Genomic DNA, 23,620 nt, shown 5'->3' with positions numbered 1-23,620 from the left:
CTAAGTTGTCGGCGAGTTGTTATAAAACAATGCCCGCTGAATGGCGGGCATTGTTTACAGGGTCGGTTTTGTGCGCTTCCACCTGCCGCAATTATTGGTAAACGGGCAGGGTGAACGACTTCCTTCTAACGATGTTGATAATAGCCAGGGCCTCCCTGGTAATGGCGATGGTGATCACCATGCCAGCCGCCGTGGGGGAAAATGATGCAACCACTCAGGGTCAGCAGGGCAAGAACGGGAATCAGCCAGGTGATTCGACGCAGCATTTCAAAAATCCTCATGGTTACGCCGTCATGAAGCCAAAACTCTTCAGCGGCTGTAATATGAGACCCCGTTTGCAGCGGCGCATCCCCGTAAAACGGTAAGCGCATGGCATGCAAACAGATACAAACCGGATACATTCCAAAGTTTCAGGAAGCCGCAATGACCCAGAAGCAACGCTTGATTTTTTCGATTGTGATCGCCGTGTCCGTGCTGGCGATCATGCTCGGCCTGTCCTGGCTGCAAAACGCCGGCATGATCAGTGAGAAGACATTCCAGTACATCGCTATCGGCGTGGCGGTGGTCGTGGTCGTGATCAACGGCGTGATGCGCCGCAAGGTCAAACCCTGACGGCGCTCGCCGCACGCATCAATCGTTGTTGAGAACGGCAGCAGCCTGCGGATGCAGGCTGTAGCTCTTGTCTGCATTGAAGGTGATCACACCCTCGGCGCACAGACGCTTGAGGACTTCGCGCACACTGAGAAACGACAGCGGAATACCCAGATCCAGCAATTGGCTGTGGACGCCGCGCACGCCCAGATGCCGATCATTTTGGGCCGCAACCAGCAGGGCGTCGATGACTTTCAGACGGATCAGGCTGGTGCGCAGACCGAAGCTTTTCAGCAGTAACCGGATACGTTCATTGCCGTGACGGTCGACGCGTTGCCCGAAATCGCTCGCGTGGGGGCTCATGGAAGCTCCTTGTGGGGCCTGGCTACCGTCCGTTGGTAGTTGCGAGTTGTACATTCGATTACTCCTTTTCAGAGCCTGATCGGGAAAGGTTTTTGACGGTCTTTCAAACAAGACGTATCAACGCGACAAATCATGAAAGAAAAAATGTAGAAATTTTGTCGGAAATTCGTCCTCTCTGTGTAATCACGGCACATAAGCGCTGTTGCGAGGGCTAAATTTTTTTCTACAGGTTCGTCTTCATGACAGGCTCATCGCGCGTGGACGCATGGGTGTTTCCAGAACGGACCCTCGGCCCTTCACAGGCCTGGCGCAGCAACGCCGGGTCCGCTCTTCGGTATTTTGATCAGGAGCGAGCGTGATTATTTCCAGGCACTTAACCAGACTGACCTCTGCCGGTATGTTTCTTGGGCTGAGCCTGTCGGCCCATGCGTTCAGCCCGGCCCTCGATACCAGCGCCGAAATCCGGCGCACCGGTTTTGGCGTGCCGCATATCCGTGCGCAAGACGAACGTGGTCTCGGTTTCGGGATCGGATACGCCTATGCGCAGGACAACCTGTGTCTTTTGGCCAACGAGATCGTAACGGTCAATGGTCAGCGTTCACGCTATTTCGGGCCGGAGCAGTTCACCGTCGAACAGCGCGAAAACCGTGTCAGCGATGTGTTTTTCACCTGGCTCAATACACCTGAAGCGGTCAACGAATTCTGGCGGGCGCAACCTGTTCAGGTGCGGGATCTGGTGCAGGGGTATGCCGCCGGCTATAACCGCTATCTAGCCCAGCGCCGTGAGCAGGGCCTGCCGCAACAATGTCAGGGCGAGTGGGTGCGCGATATCACGCCTCAAGACCTGGTGAAACTGACGCGTCGCCTGTTGGTCGAGGGGGGTGTCGGCCAGTTCGCCGAAGCCCTGGCGGGCGCAACGCCGCCTCATGCCACGGCTCGGGTTGAACACGTCAGTCACGCCTACGCGTTGGCCGACGCCCGCCTGCAGCGCTTCGCACTGGACCGTGGCAGCAATGCCGTGGCGGTGGGCAGTGAACGCTCCTTCAACGGTCGCGGGATGCTGTTGGCCAACCCACACTTTCCCTGGGTTGGCGGTATGCGTTTTTATCAAATGCACCTGACCATTCCTGGCAAGCTCGATGTCATGGGCGCAGCCTTGCCGGGATTGCCGATGATCAACATTGGTTTCAACCAGCACCTGGCCTGGACTCACACAGTCGACGCTTCCAGGCACTTCACCTTGTATCGGCTGCAACTCGATCCGAAAGCCCCGACGCACTATTTGCTCGACGGTCAATCAGTGCCGATGAGCAAGCAGACGGTGACCGTGCAGATCAAACAGGCTGATGGGCAGGTAGTGCCGGTCGTACGTGATGTCTACAGCTCGAAGTTCGGGCCGATCGTGCAGTGGCCGGGCAAGCTCGACTGGGATAATCAGTTTGCCTACAGCCTGCGTGATGCCAACCTCGATAACGATCGTGTGCTCAAGCAATGGTATGCAATGAACCAGGCTTCCTCGCTCGAGCAATTGCAGAACTCGGTGAACAAGATCCAGGGAATTCCTTGGGTCAATACGCTCGCAGCGGATGACAAGGGGCAAACGCTGTACATGAACCTGTCCGTGGTGCCGAACGTCAGCCGTGAAAAACTGGCCAGGTGCAGCGACCCGCGAGCCGGTACCAAGATGATTGTGCTGGACGGCGCCAACAGCGCTTGCGCCTGGGACATTGATCCGAAAGCTGCGCAAAAGGGTATTTATGCGTCCAGCCAATTGCCGCAATTACTGCGCAAGGACTTCGTCCAGCACTCCAACGATTCCGCTTGGCTGGCCAACCCGGCGCAACCGCTCACCGGTTTTTCGCCGCTGATCAGTCAGGAAGGCCAGCCGTTGGGCTTGCGCTCCCGGTTTGCGCTGGAGCGCTTGGCGGGCCTGAGTAAAAAAGGGACGGTGGCGGTGCAGGATCTGCAGCAAATGGTAATGGATGATCAGGTCTATCTGGCGAGCCAGGTTGCACCGGATCTGTTGGCGTTCTGCGCCACCGACCTTGGTGCCGATGCGCAAACACTGAAACCGCTGTGTGCCAGCCTCAAGGCGTGGGACGGTCGGGCCAATCTGGATGCGGGCCTGGGTCTGGTGCATTTCCAGAACATCATGCAAGCGTTGCAGACGTCAGGGGATATCTGGCGCGTGGCCTTCGATCCGAAAGACGCACAACACACACCGCGCGGTCTGGCTGTCGAGCAGCCAGCGGTGGCCAAGGCACTGCGTGAAGCGATGCTGGCGTCGGTCGCGTCGGTCGACAAGATGGGCCTCACGCCGCAAACCCGTTGGGGTGATATTCAAGTGGCCAGCAGTGGTGGGCAGCAGACGCCGATTCATGGCGGACCGGGTACGCTGGGGATCTACAATGCCATCCAGAGCGTGCCCCGCGAAGACGGCAAACTTGAAGTGGTCAGCGGCACCAGTTATCTGCAAGTCGTGACCTTCGATGAGAAAGGTCCGCACGCGCAGGGACTGTTGGCGTTCTCGCTGTCCAGCGACCCGGCATCGAAGTATTCGCGGGACCAGACCGAGGCGTTCTCTAAGAAACGGTGGAGTGTGCTTCCGTTTACCGAACAGCAGATTCAGGGGGATGCGCAATATCAGGTGCAAACCATTCACGGTTCGCTGGGCAAGGCCGCAGAAGTGGCTGCGCAATAAGCACAGCGTTAATTGAGCCAGGCATGAAGGCCGCACTCGCAAGGGCGCGGCCTTCAGCTTTTTGGCGGTTGCTTGGGCATCGAATTGATTACCGGGTTGCCTTCCTTGTTGCGCGTCAGGTAGACGGGCAAGACTTTGGGCAGTGAGTGGGCGAGGTTGTCGAGTTCTTTGATGTTGTAAATGCCGCCCACCCGAATCGAACCGGTGTGGGTGTCGGCGAGCATCAACGGCTTGGCCAGATAGCGGTTGATCAGCGGCAACGCGTCATCGAGAGCCATGTTGTCCAGCACCAGTTTGCCGCTGCGCCAGGCCAGTGATGTGTCGTTGGGGTAGGTCTGGCTGACCTGCGGCGTGTAGTCGCCGTGTCTGTAGCGTGCCTGCATGGACGGTCCGAGACGCAAACCATCGCCCGGTAATGCGGTGTTGCTGCTCACCAGCACCGAGCCTTCGATCAGGTTGACCCGCACTTGATCCTCATACTTCCAGACGTTGAAACGCGTACCGGTTACCCGAATCCGGCCCTCGCCGGCACGTACGATGAACGGGCGAGACAGGTCGTGACTGACCGCAAAGTACGCCTCACCTTTTTTCAGGGTGACGCGCCGTTCGTTTTTGTAATTGCTGAAGGTCAGATCAGTGTTCAGGTTCAGTTCGAGCTGACTGCCGTCACTGAGCGTGACCTGGCGGACATTGTCGGTGGCTGAGAGATGCTGATAGCTGTTGGGCAACCAGCCAAGATTCCATCCGGTGTAGGCCGCCAGCGGCAACGTGAGCGCGCAGACCGTCGCCGCTATAACGTATTGACGCCACGAGCGGGCTGGCTGGGCAATCGGCGGAGCAACGGCAGGTTCGGGGCGTGGCAGGTGTCCGGCAACGTCCCAAATCTCCAGCATGGCCTCATACTCGAACGCATGCAGCGGATGCGCGGCGTGCCAATGCTCAAAAGCGCGACGCTCTTCATCTGTGCAGTCAGCGGCGTGCAGGCGCATGCACCAGTGCGCAGCGGCATCGGTGACGGCATCGTATTCGGCTTCCGAGAGAGTGTCTTGGGTCATTGAGTCGTCCTGATTTCGCACATTCTAACCTTGACGGGAAGTGGCCGAGAACATCAGTCATGGCATTTGCCCATCAAAACGGAAACTATTTTTTCTCGGCTACCCAACCAGAAGGACTGATTCGCGTACCCGAATGATGGCTGTGAAGGCGTGCGCAGGTTTCGATCCCTGCGCATTTTTTTGTGCTTTTTCAGGGGCGCGGCACCGGATCCAGTTGCCGACCCATCTCGCAAACGAGGCGGGCGATGGAGTCGGCGTTGCGCAAAATCACATCGATGCGCACATCCGCTGAGTGCCTATCAAGAAACGCATCGCGCGCCTCGTCCATGGTCGGGGTGAGGGTCAGATCGAGAATGTCTTTGCTGATGTCCTCAGCCCCCGGGATTTTATCCAGACTGACAAATGAACCTTTTTTCCTGCTCCAGCGTGCAAACAGCGTTTCGCGCGGGGTCGTGAGCGACAGCGCCTGGGTCTGGAGGTCTACCAACTCCTGCTCGATAGTCTGGCCGTACACCGTGAGGGTTTCGATCAAGTCGTGAAACGGGCGCCGTGCCTCCAGGGTGGCAATATCCTTGGCCTTGGAATACTGGTGGGCAAACTCGTGGATCAGTGTCGCTGCTTGGGCGTGGCCATCAATGTCGAAAGGCTCGATGAGGGACGGTGCATACCAGCTCAACTGCGGGTTGAAAAAGTTTTCGGTGAAGTGAACCATTTTGCGGTGGTCGTCGTTCAGCACAAACGCAATGACGCAGGACTGGAAAGCATTGGAGCCCACAACGAAGCGATCTGTGTTCAACAGATCATCGTCGGGATCCACCAACGCCCGGCAAATGGGCACGATCGCCTTGTTGAGTTTGCTCAGTAAACCGCTATCGACTTGGGCCACGCCGAAAAACACTTTGAGAAATCCATCCAGGCGGGTGCCAGGAACGTTGGCTTTCAACTGGGCCAGATTGTGCAGGCTGTTGAATGCATAGAAGCGGGCAAGATCAACGGCGTGCTGCAGTATTTGCGCTTTCTGGGGATGGTTGCGGCGTATCTCCTTCATACCGATGGCTTCGATGTTCAGCATGACCCTGCGATCCAACTCCAGGGTGTATCGCTTGTGCAGTCTGGAGATTGCTTTACCGTAGTGCACCGCATGGCGATCGGGCGCCAGCAAGAGTCGCGAGCCGGTCAACCGTAACGACGGACCGGGCTTTTCATCGTCAAGAATCTGCCAGACCGCCCCGGGTTGGTCGACACGATGAACCTTGCCGTCGATAGCGGTATACGTGCGCTTGGTGATCGGATCCTCATACGTGCCGTTTTTCGCGTCACGCTTGAGGTCCTCAAGCGCCACAGCCGTGGTTTCAAACGCCTGTAGCTCGGTGCGCCTGGGTGACGTTAAACGGATCTGCGACCACGCCGGGGCCACCAGAGCGGGCGAGTTCGACAATGCGTCAACGTTACCGGCGGTGCTCTCTGTTTTGGTTGAAGAAAGAATGGAGAGCGCGGATTCTGCTGAGGCGGCGCCTTCGCTCGTGAGGCGGCCCAGACTGATCATCTGCACTGCGCCGTCGATAAATGATTTCAGGGCTTGCGTCCAATGATGATCCTGCAGGTTTTCAGCCGAATTCTTGAAATCCTTGTATGCCTGCCAAAGGAATGTCACGTACGAGAGCTTGCCCGGCAGCAACCCCGAGATCGGATGGGGGCCATGACTGAACAGGTTTTTCGCCGCTTCCCAGTCGTCTTGAGCATGGCTGAGCGCCTGGCAACTCAACAATTGCGGCAGCAGTTTGAGATTGTCACTGAAGAGCCTGTGCAACAGGTTGCCGGTAATGGCACGGCCCGACAGTGTCATTTCGCTGGTTTCGCCGACGCTCGCCTGCCAAAGCCCCCGAAATACCGATTGCTGTTCGATCGGCAGCCGGCGAATCACCAGATCCTGAAAGCTGCCTGGCGTGTTCACGGCCGCGATCAGACTCTTCTCATCGGCGAATTCGCGAAAAAGCTGTTGCGCATAGGGCGCATAAAGGACCATTGGCCCCGGCTGACCGCCGCCCGGGCCAATGATGTAAAGACCAAGCGCTTCGACAGCGCTTGCGCCTGCTGTTTTGACCAGCGACAACGGATATGCCGTGGCATGAGCGCCCTCAACGGTTGCCCGTGCTATGCCGTCCGGTATGTCCAGCACTTGGCAAAGGTAATCGAAGGCGCTGGCGGACAATTGCTGTTGCAGTTTCAATCCATGTGCATGTTGCAACAGTTGCCAGGGCGTCTGCCGAATGAAGCGCTCTTTGCGTGCTTGGGCCTGAGCAGGGTCACCGGAGAGCGCATCGGTAATTTTTCTGGCGAAAGTCGTCGGAATCGCCAGCGACAACAACAGTTGCCGGACGGTATTTTGATCCAGGCCTGCAGGGAGCGGTTTTGTCGTCCTTGCGGCGACTTTGAAGCCGGTGCCCTGGGCGATGTTGATGTGGTTCAACGCAAAATCGGTGAGCGCGAGGGCAGGGCCCGCCAAGGCCAGATTGGGGATGATCTCGATGTCTTGCGGCTCGAGCGGGTTGCCTTTGAATCGAGCGTCGAGCAATGACTTCAACGTCTGACTGACGTAATCGGCCAGAGAGGGCAGGCCGCTGAGGTAGTCCTTGTGATCGACCACGCTGCGGCGCCATTGCTCAAGCAGTTCGAGATGCAACTGTTGCTCGTCCACGGGTGCCATACCCAGCCAGGCGGGTAGCGATTGTTGCTGGTTGATGGCCGTTGCCAGGTGAATCGTTCGCAGCAGGTTGGTATCGATTGCCGTTCTTTTGAGCGTGGCCAGGGCTGGGGCGAGTCCGGCGCGGTCCTTCAGGCGTTCGCGTACCGCATCGCAACGTGCAAGGAAGTGCTCAATGCCAGATTGTGCGCGGTTGTGCAGAATATTGTCCTCGATCAACCGTAAGGGACCCAGGGTGTACGCCTGATGGTGCTGGCGTGCCTGGGGCGCAAGGTTTTCCAGAAAAGCCAGACGCGCCACGCTGTCCTTCAGTCTTCGGCCCAGCGCCTGCCGCGCAACAGCAATATTGGGCAAAACTTCCAGCCCCAGTGCGGGTGTCCACACAATCACCCTTCCCGAGTGCAGGTCGTCGAGCCCGCCACGTTCTGTCAGCAAAACGCAATGAGCCAAAGGCAAAGGCTCTTTCGCACCGGGACTTTCCAGGCTGAGTGACCAGGCGTCGGGGCGAAATCCATTGAGTGAACGTCTATTGTCACGGCTGGGCTGATCGGGATGGAACACGGTATCGACAATTGCCTGCTCGGCCGTTTTAAGCGAGCCACTGAGCACCCGCAACGCCGCTTCACCGGTTACCCCGACAAACAGCGAGTGGGCCAACTGTGATCTCATTTTCTCAAGGTAACTGCGCTGCTCCTTTGCGGTGGCGGGCTGCCCCCTGAAGGAGCCCGTGAGCAAGGCATCGATGCCGTCGCATGTTCTCGCGACTTCCCGGGCCCTGTGTGCCAGCACCCTGGACGGTTGTTGCACGCCGGCCAGCACCGGCCTTGTCGACCACCGTTTACCGGCATCCAGCGCCAGCAACCGCTCATTGATCATCGAGCGGATATCCAGGGCTTTATCGAACATGGCATGGATATCAACGCAGCCATCGCTGTGGCGGTAAACCTGCAAGGCAAATTCGATGCTTTGCCTCTGTTTGGTGATGATGGCCTCGAACAACACATTGAAAATATCGCCGCCGATGCTTTCGCCACTCACCTGAGGCCGGTCGAAGCCAATAAAGCGTTGACGCTCTTCAAGGTTCAACAAGCCGTAGAATTCGTCCTCGTGCCCAGGCGCGCGCAGTTTGCTCAACACGGTATCTTTCAGGTCGTTGTAATCCTCAAGCACCTGCAAACCCATGGTCGGTGTGTAAAGACAGGCGTCTGTGTGGCTGATCATCAAAGAGCCCGCCAACTCGACATAGTTGGGCTCGTACTCCCACAGGCGCACTTTTTCGAGGATCGGGCGAGGGGTCGACAAGGCCGCCGGCTGAATCATCTGGTGCAGGGTGGCGAATTGACTGGCGTCGAGGGTGCCGGTTTCGCGCTTGATCATCAGTTCGGCGCGTGCCTGTTCTTTCAGTGCTTCACCGAAGAAGATGCGCCGTGTTGATCCCTGCGTGGCGGGAGCGTTCCAATAGCCTTCCATTTCGTGAAACAGCAGCATCTGCAACTTGCCCGATGCCTGTTGCAGCGCCTCTTCCCAAATTATCTGATCACCTTTGACCGGCACATGCCCGGGGTTGGAGAACTCATGCAATTGATCCGGCGGCCAGCTTCGATGCCGGTAAAGCATCAGCACGGCTTCGCTCAGGCTTGTTGAGTCATGCCAGTGCCGGGCCGGTTCCGAACCTGAGGCGGTGTCAGGGTTGGTGACGGCGGCGTCCGTGTAAAAATTGACTCGGGTTTGCCTCTGATTCAGGTCGGGGAAACCGGCTTTCAACAGATCATCAAGGATCGTTTCTATCAGGGAGGTGAGCGAGGGCAAACGCTTCAACTCGCCAAGCATGGCCGCCGCGTTCAATTTCTGGCACGCCAGAATGGCGCTCTTCTGGTTATCGAAAATATCCCCCTCGATTGTTTCGTAGCTCAGCGTAAGGCTGCTCTGTTCGACCACTTCTCTGCGCTGGGATAAAGCGAGAAAAGCCACCAACTGATCCTCTTCTTTGGCTTCCTCCAAGCGTTTTTCGAGTAACGCCTCTAGGGTCGCAAGGCTGTCGTATTTCTGGATGCCATCGTAAGGGGTGTAGAGGATTGCGCCCTTGTCGTCGGGGGTTTCGCTGATGATGAAACTGCCGGCCAGCCTGATGGGCGCAGCCGTGCCGGCGCTGATGCGAATGTCTCGGGCGAGCATCGGCGGCGATTGCTCGCTGCGTAGCGCGTGTGTGGCCAGTTTCACATGGGCCAGCCATCTGAAGTCTTTGCTGTTGAGGTTGTGGGATTTGCCTGTTTTTTCCCAAAGACCGGGAAAGTTCAGGGTTTCGGGGAACAGCAGTGGGGCGGCTGTCTCAGGCATCATCGGGTCTCGGTAGGGCGCGCTGGGCGCAAAAAATGAGGCCAGAGACTAAGCGGTGTGCTGCGGGCAGAGGCGGTAGATAGTTATCGCATTGCGAGCGCGAGCGCGGGTCATGCTGTTGCAGGGTTGACAGGGGGGCGCTTGGGCGTGGTTAATCGGTTCGCAAGTTGTCGGTACGCTGTTGTTCCCTCCAATCATCATTCTGGAGCTTCAGATGTCTGCGCCACTCAACCCTGTGTCTTCTGCTGCCTCGACCTCGTTAACTTTCGAAGCGCTGACGCAATTGCTTGAAACGATTTTTCTGCGCCATGGCACGTCGACGGAGGTCGCCAAGGTGCTGGCCGCCAACTGCGCCGGGGCCGAACGTGATGGTGCCCACAGCCACGGCGTGTTCAGGATTGCGGGCTATGTCTCGACCCTGAAAAGCGGCTGGGTCAACGGACATGCCATACCGCAGGTCGAAGACGTCGCCTCGGGTTTCGTGCGCGTCGATGCCGGCAACGGTTTTGCCCAGCCAGCGCTGGCAGCCGCCCGGCCGTTGCTGGTTGAGAAGGCCCGTAGCGCGGGGATCGCAGTGTTGGCGATTCGCAACTCGCATCACTTTGCAGCCCTGTGGCCGGATGTCGAACCCTTCGCTGAAGAAGGTCTGGTGGCACTGAGCGTGGTCAACAGCATGACCTGTGTGGTGCCCCACGGCGCTGATCGGCCACTGTTCGGCACCAACCCGATTGCCTTTGCCGCGCCACGGGCCGGCGCTGCCCCGATTGTCTTCGACCTGGCCACCAGCGCAATTGCTCATGGCGACGTGCAGATCGCTGCGCGCAAAGGCGAACGGCTACCGGCAGGTATGGGCGTGGACAGCCTCGGTCAGCCAACTCAGGACCCCAGGGCGATTCTCGAAGGCGGGGCGTTGTTGCCGTTTGGCGGCCACAAGGGTTCGGCGTTGTCGATGATGGTGGAGCTACTGGCAGCGGCGCTGACCGGCGGCAATTTCTCATTCGAGTTCGACTGGTCAAACCATCCCGGCGCCAAAACGCCGTGGACCGGGCAGTTGCTGATCGTGATTGACCCGAGCAAAGCGGCCGGTCAAGGATTTGCCGAACGCAGCGAGGAACTGGTGCGCCAGATGCACGGTGTCGGGCTTAAACGATTGCCGGGTGATCGTCGGCATTTGCAGCGTGCCAGATCGCAGGCCGAGGGCATTGTGCTGGATGAGCAAACCCTGGCGCAGTTGCGGGAACTGGCCGGTTATTGAGTCTTGCGCCGACATGAAAAAGGCGAGTCACCGGACTCGCCTTTTTCATGTCGCACGGGGCTTAGCGGCGACCGAGCAACAAACCGACCACCAGACCGAAACCGGCCGAGATGGCCACGGTCTGCCACGGATGGCCACCGATGTAGTTCTCGGTGGCATCGATGGCCGGTTTGGTGCGATCGCGCACGCTCGATACCGAATCCAGCGCTTGCTGCAGTTTCAGAGTGATTTGGCCGCGCAGGTTCTCCGCTTCCTCGCCAACCAGTGAAGCACTGCTCTTGAGCAGTTTGTCGGACTCTTCGATCAGCGCCTGAAGTTCGCTGAAGGCTTGATCCTTGATTTGATCCTCGGCGTTTTGCGCGGCGGATTTGCGGGCCATTGGGTGACTCCTTGCAGGTGAATGGACAGTGATCAATGGAGTCTGGCGTCGGCCGAAAAGTTGCACTGAATTTAGCTCAGTGACAAAAACCTGCGCGGGAGATTTCCGCCGAACGTGTAAGATGTCGCCATTTTACGCAGCAGGATAATTCCCCATGAGTTTCAATCTGGCCGACAAATCCCTCGCAGAGCGCGCCGCGCTGGAAGACGAGAAATCCCGTCTGTTCGAACTCTGGCAGAACAATCTGGGCAAAGCCAAAGGCGAAGCCGCGCGTTTGTTCGGCGAACGCGCCAAGCGCAAGGGCAAATGGGCCGAGTGGGTCCGGGCTGAGCTGGACGGCATGTCGCCGCCGGAGTTTGCCAATATGGTGCGCAGTGAAGTCAACCGCTTGATGGCCGCCAACAAGTAACGCGTTTTACCTGAAGCAGGCTGCAATCGCCTCGCGGACCTTGACCACCACCGGATCGATCTGTGTGCTGGTGCGCCAGCCCAGTTCAATCGGATAACGCGGCAAGGCCAGCGGGCAGGCCAGCAGCGCCAGACCACTGAGTGCGGCGATGCGCTCGGCGGCATGTGCCGGAATCGTCGCCACTGCCTGACTGCCCTTGAGCAGGTACGGCAGCGCCGCGAAATGCGTTGTCGAGGCACACACCCGGCGACTCAAGCCCAGCGCCGCGAGCCCTTCATCGGTGATCCCGATAAAACCACCGGACGACACCAGAATGTGCTCGCGGGCGACAAACTCTTGCAGAGCAATCTGTTGCTGGCCGGGCGCAAGGCTCACCGGATCGACCAGGCACGCATAACCCCCTTCACCCAACACCTGACGGCTGAGCAGGCGTTCGGCAAAACCGCCAGCGGTGATCGCCAGGTCGATGCTGCGCTCCATCAGGGCGCGGGCGACGATCTGGCTGTGGGTCTGACGGAAGATCAGTCGCAGTTTCGGTGCGCTTCGGGCGATTTCTTCGATCAAGCGCCGGCCGTAGGCGATCTCGAAATCGTCCGACAGGCCCACCGTGACGGAACGGCCTTCATACTGATTGGCTGCGGGATCGACCATCGCCAGACTTTGCCGGCATTTGTTCAGCGCCTCGCTGACCACCGGTTTCAGTTGATTGGCCTTGAGCGTCGGCGCCAGGCCGCGCCCGGTGCGGACAAACAATTGATCGCCATAGACCTCGCGCAAACGGCGCAATGCCGCGCTGACCGCCGATTGCGTCACGCCCAGACGCAGCGCCGCGCGGCTGGCACTCGACTCTTCATGCAGGGCTTCGAAGACTTTGAGCAGGTTGAGGTCGACGGTGGTGATATTCATATGGCTCATATCATTCAGCAGTAAACGGGGCTTTATTCATGATCGCGCCGCGCTGGAGAATCAGCAACACCTGATCTTGATGGAGTGAGCTTCATGCCTAAATCAATCGTTGCTGCGCTGCAAATCGGCGCCTTGCCCGGTGGCAAAGGCGACACCCTGGAACAGATTCTCAGTTGGGAAGCGGCGATCGCTGAATCCGGCGCGGCGCTGGTGGTGATGCCCGAAGCTTTGCTCGGCGGGTATCCGAAAGGTGAGGCTTTTGGCACGCAACTGGGGTATCGCTTGCCCGAAGGTCGCGAGGCGTATGCGCGATATTTCGCCAACGCCATCGATGTGCCGGGGGTGGAAACCGAAGCGCTCGCCGGGTTATCTGCGCGCACCGGGACCAATCTGGTGATCGGCGTGATCGAGCGCGCCGGCAGCACGCTGTATTGCACGGCGCTGTACTTCGATCCGCAGGCCGGGCTGCTCGCCAAACACCGCAAACTGATGCCCACCGGCACGGAACGGCTGATTTGGGGCAAGGGCGATGGCTCGACGTTGCCGGTGCTCGACAGTCAGGTCGGTAAGCTTGGTGCGCTGGTGTGCTGGGAAAACATGATGCCGTTGCTGCGCACGGCGATGTACGCCAAGGGCGTGGAGGTCTGGTGCGCCCCGACCGTCGATGAGCGCGAGATGTGGCAGGTCAGCATGCGCCACATCGCCCATGAGGGCCGTTGCTTTGTGGTCAGCGCCTGTCAGGTGCAAGCCTCACCGAATGAACTGGGCGTGGAGATTGCCAACTGGCCGGCGGATCGTCCGTTGATTGCCGGGGGCAGTGTGATCGTCGGCCCGATGGGCGATGTGTTGGCGGGGCCATTGCGCGGCGAGGCGGGGTTGCTCACTGCCGAAATCGACACTGACGAGTTGGTGCGCGCGCGATATGACTACGATGTGGTTGGCCATTACGCCCGGCCGGATATCTTCGAGCTGAGCGTGGACGAACGGGCCAAACCTGGCGTGCGTTTCACCGGCTGATAAAAAACCTGTGTGAGCGTGTTTGCTCGCGAAAGCGTGTTTACGTTCAACACTGATGTTGTCTGTTACGCCGACTTCGCGAGCAAGCCCGCTCCCACAGGGGTTTTGTGTTGTGTTCGGGGTTATCGCGGGTGCAGCCATTCTTCGCGGGTGATTTCCCAGGTTTCCTGGGGGAAGCGGCCGCTGACGAAATCATCTTCATCGGTACGAATCAGGCGCATCCCGGCACGCTCTGAGAGCTTGCGCGAGCCAATGTTCGGTGCCGCTTTTGGCACACGCATCAGTGGGCGCCCAAGGGTTTTGAACCAGTAATCGTTGACCACCGCGCAGGCCTCTGTCATCAAGCCCTGACCTTGCCACTGCGGCGTCAGCCAGAGCCCTCGGTTGTTGTCCTGTTGATCCATCAGGCTGATGCTGCCGATCAATTGTTCGGGGGCGGACTTCAGCCGAATCGACCAGTGCCATTGCGTGCCGGCCGCTGCTGCCGGCAACGCAATGTCGCGCAGGTAGGTGAGGGCGCCATCCTCGGGGTACGGCCACGGGACGGCGGCATTGAGGTAGCGAACCACCTCCCAATGTGCAAATGCTTGCTGCACGGCTTCTGCATCCGCCAGTTGCAGTGGGCGCAGGACCAGCCGTTCGGTGTTTAACGTCGGTGTTTCTTCCATGAAACTGCGGCCTCAATGAGTGTCTTTGTTCAACGTGCCAGGTTAACGCATTTTTACCACGTCGCGGCGCTGGTCTTGGGCAGGCTGAGTTTGCCGCTGTCGACAAAGCGCATGGTGCCGAACAAGCCGCCCGCGAGCTTGCCGCGCAGCACGTAGGGCAGGTTGTCGAGGGTTTGCGTCTGGCTCAGGCCGAGGGTCTGGCGCAGAACGGAAAACGCCGAAACGCTGACCGGTACGCTGACGATGGCTTCGGAGAACCGCGCAATCGAGCCGCTCTGGTCGCTCACGCCGGAGGCCAGTGAATGGCCGTTGACCTCCAGATCCAAGGCAATGCCGTTGTAGTCGATCGCGGTTTCGTTAGGGTTTTGCACGCGCAATTTGATGGCGAAGCGTACTTCCAGATCCTGACTGGCCAGCGGTTCGATACCGACCACATTGATGTTCACCGGGTCGCGGTTGGGGAACAGCGCGCAGGCACTGAGGGAAAGCACAAGCAGGGACAGGATGACGGCGTGGAGGCGGCGCATAAACAGTCTCTCAACAAAAAAGGGCTGAACCGTTGCCGGCTCAGCCCTTTTTCGCAGGCGTAGCGTTTAGCGGTTCAACTGTGCGACAGCCGCCAGTGAGGCAGGTTCACCTTTGGCCGCAACGTCCGGGTTTTCCATGACCTGAAGAATAGAGGCTTCCGGGTCGAAGTCATCTTCTTCCAGTTCGATGAATTCTTCCGGCAGGAAGATGTTCAGCACGATAGCGCACAACGCACCGACGGTGATCGGCGATTCGAAGATGTTGCGCAGTGCTTGTGGCAACTCGCGCAGGACTTGCGGCACGGCAGCGATGCCCAGGCCCATGCCGAGGGAGATCGCCACGATCAGCATGTTGCGCCGATGCAGGCCAGCCTCGGCGAGGATCTTGATCCCGGCCACGGCCACGGTGCCGAACATCACCAGTTCGGCGCCGCCGAGTACCGGCTTGGGCATCAGTTGCAGCACCGCGCCAATCATCGGGAACAACCCCAACACCACCAGCAGGGCGGCAATAAAGAACGCCACATAGCGGCTGGCCACGCCGGTGAGCTGAATCACGCCGTTGTTCTGGGCGAACGTCACCATCGGCATGCTGTTGAACACGGCGGCCATGGCCGAGTTGAGACCGTCGGCGAGCAGCCCGGACTTGATCCGGCGGATGTACAGCGGGCCTTTGACCGGCTGCCGGGAGATCATCGAGTTGGCGGTCAGATCGCCCGCCGCCTCCAGCGGTGACACCAGGAAAATCACCGCCACCGGCACGAACGCCACCCAATCGAAGTTGAAACCGTACTTGAACGGCACGGGCACGCTAACCAGCGGCACTTGGGGTAAACTGGCGAAATCGACGGTGCCCATCAGCCACGCGACGACGTAGCCGAAGGTCAGGCCGATCACAATCGCGCCCAAACGCAGGAACGGCACATCGACCCGGTTCAGCACCACGATGGTGCCCAGTACCAGCGCCGCCAGAAAGAGATGGCTGGCCGCGCCCAGATCCGCCGCGCCGAAGCCGCCGGCAATGTCGGTCATCGCCACTTTGATCAGCGACAGGCCCATCAGCGTGATGATCGTGCCGGTCACCACCGGGGTGATCAGCATGCGCAACTTGCCGATGAATTGGCTCAGCACCACTTCAATGAACGCGGCGAAAAAGCACACACCGAAGATCGTTGAAAGAATCTCGTTAGTACCACCGCCCCGTGCCTTGACCATGAACCCGGCACTGAGGATCACGCTGATAAAAGAAAAACTGGTGCCTTGCAGGCATAACAGACCTGAGCCTACCGGGCCGAATCGCTTGGCTTGCACGAAAGTGCCGAGGCCGGAGACGAACAGCGCCATGCTGATCAGGTAGGGGATTTCGCTTTGCAGACCGAGAGCACCGCCCATGATCAGGGTCGGCGTGATGATGCCAACGAAGCTCGCCAGCACATGTTGCAACGCGGCAAATACCGTGGCGGTGAGGTTCGGTCGGTCGTTTAGGCCGTAGATCAGATCGTTGGTGCGCGGGGCTTTTTCAGAGGCGGTCATGGTGTTTTGCGCGCCGTGAGGCGGGGCCGGGTCAGAAAATGGAGGCGCAGAATGCCGGAAGAGGGCGGCGAGGGCAACGCAATAAAACTGCCTGAAAGGTCAGCTTTTGTGGGGCGCCTGCCAAATCGATTCAAGCAAACGCGTGGAGCAAATCCTCTTCAAAGGCAATCTGCGCATCGCTGGGGGCATCGTCGGTAAACAGCGGGTGACCTGTTGCGCACAGCCGCTGTTACAGCAGCAAACGCTCCATCTCGCCGGGCATCGCGCTGATCAACTCGATGCGCACAGATTCATCTCGCTCGCGAAAGCGTCGGATCGTTTCGGCGACCCGCTGCAAGACCGATTGATCAACGGCCAAGCAAATGCCCAAACGCACCTCACCGATCAGGCGCCCGGCAACACCGTTGGATTGATGACGAAAGACTTCAATCGATTCAAACAACGTGCGGATGGCGATCAGCAGTTGCTCGCCCTTGGGCGTGACGCTGCACCCGCTATTGCCACGGCTGCACAGGCGATAACCCAAGCGAGTTTCCAGTTTGGCCATTTGCTGGCTGATCATGCCTCCCCTATCCAGGCTGTGTTTCCCCGCGCTGTTGTTGTCCGTGGCCATCCATGCCCACGCTGAGGACAAGACCCTCAACCTCTATAGTTGGGCCGATTACGTGCCGCCGGCAACCTTGCAGCGTTTTGAGCGGGAAACCGGCATTCATGTGCGCTATGACACCTTCGATACTTGCGAAGTGCTGGAAACGGGCATGGACGTCGTTGAAGTGGCCCCGGCTTACGATCATGCGCAAGTGACTTCCTTGGCGGCAGCGACATTGGCCATGGAAATGCTCTGCCTGTACGCCGCCAAACACAAAGTCGACCTCTAAAACATCAATGGCCCCTGTGGGCGCGAGCAAGCCCGCGCCCACAGAAAAAGCCACAGGATGCAGAAGGCCATCGTGGCATACTCCCGCGCATGACTTTCGACTCCCCTCTAAGCGCCTGGCAGCATGCCATCGAACACAAGGGCTTCATCCAGGATGAAGCTCAGGAACATGCCGTCTTTGCGCTGCAAAAATGCCATGAAGCCCTGCATGCCGATGCGCGTTCGGTCACTGGCGTCTATCTGTGGGGGCCGGTCGGGCGCGGCAAGACCTGGCTGATGGATCAGTTTTATCAGAGCCTGCGAGTGCCGGCGCGGCGTCAACACTTCCATCACTTCATGGGCTGGGTGCACCAGCGCTCGTTTCAATTGACCGGGATCGCCGATCCGCTGCGGGCGCTGGCTAAAGAGTTAGCCGCCGAGGTGCGGGTGCTGTGTTTCGATGAGTTGTTCGTCAACGACATCGGCGACGCGATCATTCTCGGTCGGCTGTTTCAGGTGATGTTCGACGAAGGCGTGGTGATTGTCTGTACCTCCAACCTGCCGCCGGATGATTTGTACGCCGACGGCTTCAATCGCGACCGTTTTGTCCCGGCAATCGCCGCGATCAAAACGCATATGCAAGTGGTGGCGGTGAACGGCGCCGAGGATCATCGCTTGCATCCGGGCGCGATCCAGCAGCGTTATTTTGTCGCTATACAAGGCGAGGCCAGCGCCTTGAAACAAGTCTTTGAAGCGCTGACGGAGGGGCAATCCTCTCGTACTGATCCCGTGACGGTCGGCCATCGGCTGTTGAACGTGGTGCAAAGCACTGAAACGGTGTTGTGGTGTCGTTACGCTGATCTGTGCGAGCAACCCTTCGCCGCCATGGATTTCATCACGCTGTGCGACCGTTACCGGGCTATTGTGGTGAGCGACGTGCCGAACCTCAGCGCGCAGAAACGCGAGGGCCGTATCGCTCGTGGCACCGAAGATGGCGCCGAGCGGGTAGTGGCGGGCGATCGGCAATTGCCGCAGCTGTCGGTTCACGACGATGGCGTACGGCGCTTCATCGCCCTGGTTGACGAGTGCTACGACCGCAAGGTGCCGCTGTACGTCGAGGCGCAGGTGCCGATGGAGGCGCTGTATACCGAGGGCTATCTGCAGTTCCCGTTCCGCCGCACGCTCAGTCGCTTGCAGGAGATGCAGTTGCAGCGTTTTGCCGACGCTTGAATGAAAAGGGCGCCACCATGACCATGACCATGACCATGACCCCGCCGCCATCCATCATTCGAACGAATTCCTTTGCGTGGGCGATGCTGGGTTGCGTGCGCAGGATTTCGCCGAAGCCGGTTGGACACAAGAGTTGATCCTGGGGCTCTGAACAATAATTTTTGACGTGCCGGTTGTCGCCGCGCAGGCCCCCGCGCTAATGTCGCAGCAGCCTTTCAGTACGCACTTTGCGCGCCGGGGCTTTTGTGTGTTCGGGGATGGAAATGGATTCCGCAGAAATTCTTGTGCTTCAAGCCAGCTACACCAATCCACTGCATGCCGAGGCCATCGGCGTGGTGCTCAACCACTATGCCGAAGACCCGATGGGTGGCGGCCATTCGCTCGATCCTGAATTATTGCGACGGCTACCCGAAGAACTGGCGCGCCGCCCGCACGCATTCAGCGTGTTGGCGTTTGTCGGTGGCGAGCCGGCAGGGCTGGTGACCTGTTTTGAAGGGTTTTCCACGTTCGCCTGCAAACCCTTGATCAACGTCCACGATGTGGCAGTGATCAGCACATTTCGCGGCTTGGGGTTGAGCCAGAAGATGCTGCACAAAGTCGAGGAAATTGCCCGGCAGCGCGGCTGCTGCAAGATCACCCTCGAAGTGCTGGAAGGCAACGCCGTGGCACAGAACGCCTACAGCAAATTCGGCTTCGCCCCTGGCATGTTCGACCCGGCTCATGGGCGCATGCTGTATTGGATCAAGGAACTGTAGTCGTAAAAAAAGGCGCCTCGAGAGGGCGCCCAACTGTCCATCTCCAAGCCATAACGGGACTATCAGATCTTGGGCGGCAGTCTGTTCACAGTGGATTTTGGGTGAGGGAGCAAGCCCCTCGTCCCGCCAATCAGCGTCAGAGCCTCCAGTCCAGACTCAACGTCACCGTGCGCGGATCGCCCCAGAACACACCGTTGTAGAAGCCCACATTCTCGTAGTACTTCTTGTCGAACAGGTTGTCGACGTTCAGCGAGGCCGAGAGGTTTTTGTCGATTGCATAGCGCGACATCAGCTTGACCACGGTGTAAGCGCCCTGGTGAATTCGGGCATTTTCGGTGACGAAGTCACCCGCAGCATTGCGCCTGACCGGGCGATTCGAATCGCCGAAAATACGGCTTTGCCAATTCACTGCTCCGCCTACGGTCAACGCTTGCCATTCGCCCGGCAAACGATATGCCGTGGACAGCCGCAGCAGGTGCAGTGGCTGGTTTTCATGGGTGCGCTTTTTTTCGCCGTTGGCCGAGTGGGTGTAGGTATAACCGGCGGTCACATTCCAGCCGTTGAGGATTTCGCCGGAGACTTCGGCTTCGAAGCCATTGACCTTGTTGCCCTTGCCGCCGGATTTGTAGAACTGCTCGCGGGTGACGGGGTCTGGCGGCACCGAATTGTCGACTTCGGCAACGTTGTCCTGCTTGCTCCAGAACAGCGCCGTTGCCATGTTGAGGCGTTCTTGGAGCAAACTGCCTTTGAGTCCCACTTCGTAGTTGCTGCCAACGACCGGTTCCAGATAATTGCGGCTGCTGTCACGGTTGCTCTGTGGTTTGAAAATATCGGTGTAGCTGATGTAGGCGGTGTATTGCGGCGTCAGGTCATAGAGCAGGCCGGCGTAGGGCGTCCAGATGTCGTTTTGGTGTTGGCGGGTTGTGTCAACGCTGGTCAGTTGCAGGTTCCCGTCATAGTAGTGATCGGCATTTTTGCCTTCCCAACTGCCATAACGACTACCGAGCACGGCCTGCAGTTCGTCTGTCAGGCTCAAGCGGGTAGCAATGTAGCCAGCCTTCTGACGGGTGCTGCCCTTGGAACCGGTCAGTCCGGTGACGGTATCGGGGAACCTGGCGATATCGCCCATGTATTTCCAGTCGCTTAGGCTGCCGTAATCCGCAACGCGCGGACCATTGACGGTTTTGGGGGAGTAGGAGCGGTGCTGGGCCTCGCCGTAACCGAACATCATTTCGTGCTCGCGACCGAGTAGCGAATAAGGGCCTGAAACGTTGAAGTCATAGACGTTCATTTTCTGCGTGCCGATCATGTGCGAGCTATAGGCGACCATGCCGCTGCGGTCAGCCTCGGGAAAACCTTCACCACCGTAGTAGACCTTGCCGTCTACGTCGCTTTGGCGGTGAGTGTAAGCGGCTTTCAGGTGCCATCCTCCCGCCAGTTCCTGATCAAGGGTGGCGAATGCGGTCTTGTCCTTGAGCGGCCACGAACTCCAGGATGTCGCCATATTCGTCGATCGACCGAGCCTGGCCTTGCTACCGTCTGCGTTCCAGTAGGGCACGGTGCCCCAGGACGAGCCCTGCACCTGTTTGTCCTGATAGTCATAACCCACCGCCAGCACGGTGGATTCGCTCAGATCCGCCTCAATAATCCCGTAGCCGACTTCGCGTTGCAGCGCGTACTTGTCGCGAAACGATTGGCTGTCGCGATAAGCCAGCACGGTGCGCCCACGCAAGCGACCCTCGAAGGCCAGCGGGCCGCCGACATCCACGTAGCTGTAGTAATCGTCGTAACTGCCGCCACTGCCCCCCGCGAGCGTCTGCCATTGCGCCGTCGGGCGCTTGCGCACCATGTTGATGGTCGCCGAGGGATCGCCCGCGCCGGTGGTCAGGCCTGTGGCGCCGCGCACAACTTCAATGCGGTCGTAGATGATGGTGTCGGCGTCGGTCTTCATGCGATCAAAGGTGTTTAGCATCCCGTCGATCTGGAAATTGTTGATCGAGTAACCGCGTGACGAATAGCTGACACGGTCCGAGTCGTTGTGTTGCACCACAATGCCTGTGGTCTGGCTCATGGCTTCGGATAACGTGCTGAGCTTGAAATCATCCATCTGCTGGCGGGTGACCACGGACACCGATTGTGGGGTTTGCTTGATCGACAGATTAAGCCGTGTCGCGGTGCTCATGGCTCCGGTGGTGTAGGCGTCGGTGTTTTCGGTGGTGCGACCCAGGCCTTGGGCGGTGACGTGGGTCGATGCCAGTTCCAGCGCAGACGCTGGCGGCGGGGCTTTATCGGGCTCGGGCTCAGCCAAAAGATCGGGGCTCAGAGCGGTTGCACAGAAGCCGAGAGTGAGGGTTATGGAACGGGTGATGGGCGCAAGCATCGCAGCCGACTCCTTGTCTTTGAGAAAAAATCCGTTTGTTCAAAGACGAAGCGAGGAACTGCTATTTAGTGATAAACGCGAATTATTATTATTTGTGGATATTTCGTTCATGAAAAAGGGGCCAGTCTCGGCCCCTTCTCGGTTTTATTGCTTAACCACTGCGCGTGTCGGACCTTCGGGCGTTTTCGGCTTCATCAGGCTGAAGTCGATCAATGCCTTCTGCTGGCGCTGGTAGGGGTTACCGATCAGCAGTGGACGAGGTTTGAAGCTGTCACTGACCAGGCTCTTGCTACGGTCGAGCTCATCGAAGCTCAAACCTGCCATGTCGGCCCAAGTGTGGATCAGATGCGAGCTGCTGTAAGGGCGCTGAAGGTCGCCGGCGAGGTTCCAGTCATGGTTTTCGCGCCATTTCGGCGAGGCCCAAGCCATGAACGGAATGGTGTACATCGGCGCGGTCGGCTTGTTTTCGTTGCGTCCCAAGGTCTTGTGGCCCACCGAGTCGAACACGTCTTCACCGTGGTCCGACAGGTAAAGCAGGAAACCATTCGGATCGGATTTGGCGTAATCCTTGATCAGGCTCGACACCACAAAGTCGTTGTACAGCACGGCGTTGTCGTAGCTGTTGTAGGTCGGCACCTGATCGTCACGCACACCGGCCGGCACCCCGTTGCGATCCTGGAACTTGTCGAAGCTCGGCGGATAGCGGTACTGGTAGCTCATGTGGGTGCCGAGCAGATGCACGACGATCAGCTTGCGCGGCGCAGCGTCGGCCAATGCTTTGTTAAATGGCTCGATCACGTCGCCGTCGTACTGGGCGGCGTTCTGATTGCGGTTGTTGTTCAGGTACACCTGCTCGTCGGCCTGTTCGGAGAAAGTCGTGAGCATGGTGTTGCGCTTGGTCATGGTTTGCTGGTTGGTGATCCAGAAGGTCTTGTAACCCGCCTGTTTCATCATGCTGACAAGCGATGGCGTGGCCAGGTACAGATCCGGATGTAATTCGTCAGCGAAAGTCAGTACCTGCTGCAACGCCTCGATGGTATATGGGCGAGGGGTGACGACGTTGTCGAAGATCGCCAGTTGATCCTTGAGTTTGTCCAGCTCAGGCGTGGTATTGCGTGGGTAGCCGTACAGGCTCATGCGCTGACGGTTGGTCGATTCACCGATCACCAATACCAGCGTGGAAGGCTGATCGGCATTCGCAGCCTTGAGGTTGTGCAGCGGAGGAATCTTGCTGGCGCTGTGCAGCATGTCCTGCATGTCGGCCAATGTGTCGAGATAACGGTGATACGCCACCGCCATCTGCCATGGCACGGCAGGCTCGATGCGGGATTCGAACTTCTCGAAACCCTGGGCAACGTTGCCCATGCGCAGGGTCTGCTTGACCAGCGGATAACCCACTACGGCGATCAGAATCGCCATTGCGGCCACGAACGCGCGGCCACGGGGCATGTGCACCGGACGCAAACGCGTCCAAAGGAAATAGGCAAATGCGGTGTGAGCGAGGAACGCCGGAACCATCCACCAGGCAAAGTACTGGGTCATGTACTCGCCGGCTTCGGACACGTTCGACTCGAACATGATGAAGATGACGCTCTGCGAGAATTCCTGCTGATAGATGAAGAAGTAGCCCAGACTCGCCATCGAGCAGGCCCACAACACTACGCCAATAATGGCAGCGAGCATTTTTGTGCGCTTGGGGAACATCAGCATTGGCGCCAGCCACAGCGCGCTCATGAAGAAGGCCTGGCGGAACCCGGAGAAACCGGATGTGCCGGTCAACTGGATCAGCAGTTGGGTGATACCCGAGAAGTACCAGAAAAACACGAACAGCCAGAGAAGTCCGGCCCAATCAAAACCTGTCGCAGTCGTTTTGCTGCGTTTGAACAATGCCATTCGGCGCTCCAGCTCACTCGTGACAACCACCGCCGGAGCATCCCTGTAGCCGACGAACGAA

At 58.8% G+C, this 23,620-nt stretch carries 19 protein-coding genes and 1 pseudogene; 8 read left to right on the top strand and 12 right to left on the bottom strand.

Annotated elements, in window-relative coordinates; genetic code table 11:
• Nucleotides 1-125: 125 nt before the first annotated feature.
• Nucleotides 126-266, bottom strand: a complete 141-nt coding sequence (locus AACY18_RS19285) for a hypothetical protein (protein ID WP_221731630.1) — start codon at nucleotides 264-266, stop codon at nucleotides 126-128.
• Nucleotides 267-423: 157 nt separating this feature from the next.
• On the opposite strand from AACY18_RS19285, the gene AACY18_RS19280 reads away from it, so the two are divergent.
• Entirely contained in the window at nucleotides 424-612 is a 189-nt protein-coding gene (locus AACY18_RS19280; RefSeq protein ID WP_221731631.1) for a hypothetical protein, read from the top strand.
• Between the two features lie 18 nt (nucleotides 613-630).
• Here the strand turns inward: AACY18_RS19280 and AACY18_RS19275 are convergent, their stop codons facing one another.
• Nucleotides 631-1,008, bottom strand: coding sequence for a fe2+ zn2+ uptake regulation protein (locus AACY18_RS19275; RefSeq protein WP_339465762.1), 378 nt, complete (start codon nucleotides 1,006-1,008; stop codon nucleotides 631-633).
• A 301-nt stretch (nucleotides 1,009-1,309) separates the two neighbouring features.
• On the opposite strand from AACY18_RS19275, the gene pvdQ reads away from it, so the two are divergent.
• A complete protein-coding gene (pvdQ, locus tag AACY18_RS19270; protein ID WP_339465760.1) occupies nucleotides 1,310-3,655 on the top strand; it encodes a bifunctional acylase PvdQ in 2,346 nt (781 codons plus the stop codon).
• A 53-nt stretch (nucleotides 3,656-3,708) separates the two neighbouring features.
• On the opposite strand, the gene AACY18_RS19265 is transcribed toward pvdQ, so the two are convergent.
• Together AACY18_RS19265 and AACY18_RS19260 are read right to left on the bottom strand one after the other, a co-directional pair.
• A complete protein-coding gene (locus AACY18_RS19265) occupies nucleotides 3,709-4,710 on the bottom strand; it encodes a FecR family protein (RefSeq protein WP_339465758.1) in 1,002 nt (333 codons plus the stop codon).
• A gap of 190 nt (nucleotides 4,711-4,900) precedes the next feature.
• Nucleotides 4,901-9,751, bottom strand: a complete 4,851-nt coding sequence (locus AACY18_RS19260; protein WP_339465757.1) for a dermonecrotic toxin domain-containing protein — start codon at nucleotides 9,749-9,751, stop codon at nucleotides 4,901-4,903.
• A 214-nt stretch (nucleotides 9,752-9,965) separates the two neighbouring features.
• On the opposite strand from AACY18_RS19260, the gene AACY18_RS19255 reads away from it, so the two are divergent.
• Nucleotides 9,966-11,006, top strand: coding sequence for an Ldh family oxidoreductase (locus AACY18_RS19255; RefSeq protein WP_339465756.1), 1,041 nt, complete (start codon nucleotides 9,966-9,968; stop codon nucleotides 11,004-11,006).
• A gap of 61 nt (nucleotides 11,007-11,067) precedes the next feature.
• Here AACY18_RS19255 and AACY18_RS19250 read toward each other — a convergent pair whose 3' ends face one another.
• Nucleotides 11,068-11,385 (bottom strand): DUF883 family protein, encoded by a 318-nt coding sequence (locus tag AACY18_RS19250; protein ID WP_339465752.1) that lies wholly within the window; start codon nucleotides 11,383-11,385, stop codon nucleotides 11,068-11,070.
• A 154-nt stretch (nucleotides 11,386-11,539) separates the two neighbouring features.
• On the opposite strand from AACY18_RS19250, the gene AACY18_RS19245 reads away from it, so the two are divergent.
• Complete coding sequence (locus AACY18_RS19245; protein WP_038363082.1) at nucleotides 11,540-11,794, top strand: hypothetical protein; 255 nt, start codon at nucleotides 11,540-11,542, stop codon at nucleotides 11,792-11,794.
• A 6-nt stretch (nucleotides 11,795-11,800) separates the two neighbouring features.
• Here the strand turns inward: AACY18_RS19245 and AACY18_RS19240 are convergent, their stop codons facing one another.
• A complete protein-coding gene (locus AACY18_RS19240) occupies nucleotides 11,801-12,709 on the bottom strand; it encodes a LysR family transcriptional regulator (protein ID WP_339465745.1) in 909 nt (302 codons plus the stop codon).
• An 84-nt stretch (nucleotides 12,710-12,793) separates the two neighbouring features.
• On the opposite strand from AACY18_RS19240, the gene AACY18_RS19235 reads away from it, so the two are divergent.
• Nucleotides 12,794-13,717, top strand: a complete 924-nt coding sequence (locus tag AACY18_RS19235) for a carbon-nitrogen hydrolase family protein (protein WP_339465743.1) — start codon at nucleotides 12,794-12,796, stop codon at nucleotides 13,715-13,717.
• Nucleotides 13,718-13,839: 122 nt separating this feature from the next.
• On the opposite strand, the gene AACY18_RS19230 is transcribed toward AACY18_RS19235, so the two are convergent.
• The 4 genes and pseudogenes from AACY18_RS19230 to AACY18_RS19215 all read right to left on the bottom strand — a co-directional run.
• Complete coding sequence (locus AACY18_RS19230) at nucleotides 13,840-14,385, bottom strand: GNAT family N-acetyltransferase (protein ID WP_339465741.1); 546 nt, start codon at nucleotides 14,383-14,385, stop codon at nucleotides 13,840-13,842.
• 53 nt (nucleotides 14,386-14,438) lie between these two features.
• Nucleotides 14,439-14,912 (bottom strand): LEA type 2 family protein, encoded by a 474-nt coding sequence (locus AACY18_RS19225; RefSeq protein ID WP_339465738.1) that lies wholly within the window; start codon nucleotides 14,910-14,912, stop codon nucleotides 14,439-14,441.
• A 66-nt stretch (nucleotides 14,913-14,978) separates the two neighbouring features.
• Nucleotides 14,979-16,445, bottom strand: a complete 1,467-nt coding sequence (locus AACY18_RS19220; protein WP_339465736.1) for a nucleobase:cation symporter-2 family protein — start codon at nucleotides 16,443-16,445, stop codon at nucleotides 14,979-14,981.
• Nucleotides 16,446-16,677: 232 nt separating this feature from the next.
• A pseudogene (locus AACY18_RS19215) lies at nucleotides 16,678-17,004 on the bottom strand (LysR family transcriptional regulator); the annotation flags it as partial.
• Between the two features lies 1 nt (nucleotide 17,005).
• Between AACY18_RS19215 and AACY18_RS28170 the strand changes: the two are divergent.
• From AACY18_RS28170 to AACY18_RS19195, 3 genes are all read left to right on the top strand, one after another.
• Complete coding sequence (locus AACY18_RS28170; RefSeq protein ID WP_445261493.1) at nucleotides 17,006-17,323, top strand: arginase family protein; 318 nt, start codon at nucleotides 17,006-17,008, stop codon at nucleotides 17,321-17,323.
• An 89-nt stretch (nucleotides 17,324-17,412) separates the two neighbouring features.
• Nucleotides 17,413-18,531, top strand: a complete 1,119-nt coding sequence (gene zapE / locus AACY18_RS19200) for a cell division protein ZapE (protein ID WP_339465734.1) — start codon at nucleotides 17,413-17,415, stop codon at nucleotides 18,529-18,531.
• A 263-nt stretch (nucleotides 18,532-18,794) separates the two neighbouring features.
• A complete protein-coding gene (locus AACY18_RS19195) occupies nucleotides 18,795-19,286 on the top strand; it encodes a GNAT family N-acetyltransferase (protein ID WP_339465732.1) in 492 nt (163 codons plus the stop codon).
• Nucleotides 19,287-19,422: 136 nt separating this feature from the next.
• Here the strand turns inward: AACY18_RS19195 and AACY18_RS19190 are convergent, their stop codons facing one another.
• Nucleotides 19,423-21,666 (bottom strand): TonB-dependent siderophore receptor, encoded by a 2,244-nt coding sequence (locus AACY18_RS19190; RefSeq protein ID WP_339465730.1) that lies wholly within the window; start codon nucleotides 21,664-21,666, stop codon nucleotides 19,423-19,425.
• Between the two features lie 144 nt (nucleotides 21,667-21,810).
• A complete protein-coding gene (locus AACY18_RS19185; RefSeq protein ID WP_339465728.1) occupies nucleotides 21,811-23,559 on the bottom strand; it encodes a phosphoethanolamine transferase CptA in 1,749 nt (582 codons plus the stop codon).
• Between the last annotated feature and the right edge of the window lie 61 nt (nucleotides 23,560-23,620).

Origin of the sequence: Pseudomonas sp. EA_65y_Pfl2_P74, from assembly GCF_963970575.1 — a bacterium.
In the GTDB taxonomy this organism is placed as follows: Bacteria; Pseudomonadota; Gammaproteobacteria; order Pseudomonadales; family Pseudomonadaceae; genus Aquipseudomonas; species Aquipseudomonas baetica_A.
Note: the sequence above shows the minus strand (reverse complement) of the source record. Positions and strands in the feature narration are given on the sequence as shown.

Coding starts and splice junctions, on each gene's coding strand:
- AACY18_RS19245 (WP_038363082.1), top strand. CDS start 11,540: ATGAGTTTCAATCTGGCCGACAAATCCCTCGCAGAGCGCGCCGCGCTG.
- AACY18_RS19235 (WP_339465743.1), top strand. CDS start 12,794: ATGCCTAAATCAATCGTTGCTGCGCTGCAAATCGGCGCCTTGCCCGGT.
- AACY18_RS19185 (WP_339465728.1), bottom strand. CDS start 23,559: ATGGCATTGTTCAAACGCAGCAAAACGACTGCGACAGGTTTTGATTGG.
- AACY18_RS19280 (WP_221731631.1), top strand. CDS start 424: ATGACCCAGAAGCAACGCTTGATTTTTTCGATTGTGATCGCCGTGTCC.
- AACY18_RS19275 (WP_339465762.1), bottom strand. CDS start 1,008: ATGTACAACTCGCAACTACCAACGGACGGTAGCCAGGCCCCACAAGGA.
- AACY18_RS19230 (WP_339465741.1), bottom strand. CDS start 14,385: ATGGAAGAAACACCGACGTTAAACACCGAACGGCTGGTCCTGCGCCCA.
- AACY18_RS19265 (WP_339465758.1), bottom strand. CDS start 4,710: ATGACCCAAGACACTCTCTCGGAAGCCGAATACGATGCCGTCACCGAT.
- AACY18_RS19190 (WP_339465730.1), bottom strand. CDS start 21,666: ATGCTTGCGCCCATCACCCGTTCCATAACCCTCACTCTCGGCTTCTGT.
- AACY18_RS19220 (WP_339465736.1), bottom strand. CDS start 16,445: ATGACCGCCTCTGAAAAAGCCCCGCGCACCAACGATCTGATCTACGGC.
- AACY18_RS19240 (WP_339465745.1), bottom strand. CDS start 12,709: ATGAGCCATATGAATATCACCACCGTCGACCTCAACCTGCTCAAAGTC.
- AACY18_RS19250 (WP_339465752.1), bottom strand. CDS start 11,385: ATGGCCCGCAAATCCGCCGCGCAAAACGCCGAGGATCAAATCAAGGAT.
- zapE (WP_339465734.1), top strand. CDS start 17,413: ATGACTTTCGACTCCCCTCTAAGCGCCTGGCAGCATGCCATCGAACAC.
- AACY18_RS19285 (WP_221731630.1), bottom strand. CDS start 266: ATGCTGCGTCGAATCACCTGGCTGATTCCCGTTCTTGCCCTGCTGACC.
- AACY18_RS19255 (WP_339465756.1), top strand. CDS start 9,966: ATGTCTGCGCCACTCAACCCTGTGTCTTCTGCTGCCTCGACCTCGTTA.
- AACY18_RS19225 (WP_339465738.1), bottom strand. CDS start 14,912: ATGCGCCGCCTCCACGCCGTCATCCTGTCCCTGCTTGTGCTTTCCCTC.
- AACY18_RS19260 (WP_339465757.1), bottom strand. CDS start 9,751: ATGCCTGAGACAGCCGCCCCACTGCTGTTCCCCGAAACCCTGAACTTT.
- AACY18_RS19195 (WP_339465732.1), top strand. CDS start 18,795: ATGGATTCCGCAGAAATTCTTGTGCTTCAAGCCAGCTACACCAATCCA.
- AACY18_RS28170 (WP_445261493.1), top strand. CDS start 17,006: ATGCCTCCCCTATCCAGGCTGTGTTTCCCCGCGCTGTTGTTGTCCGTG.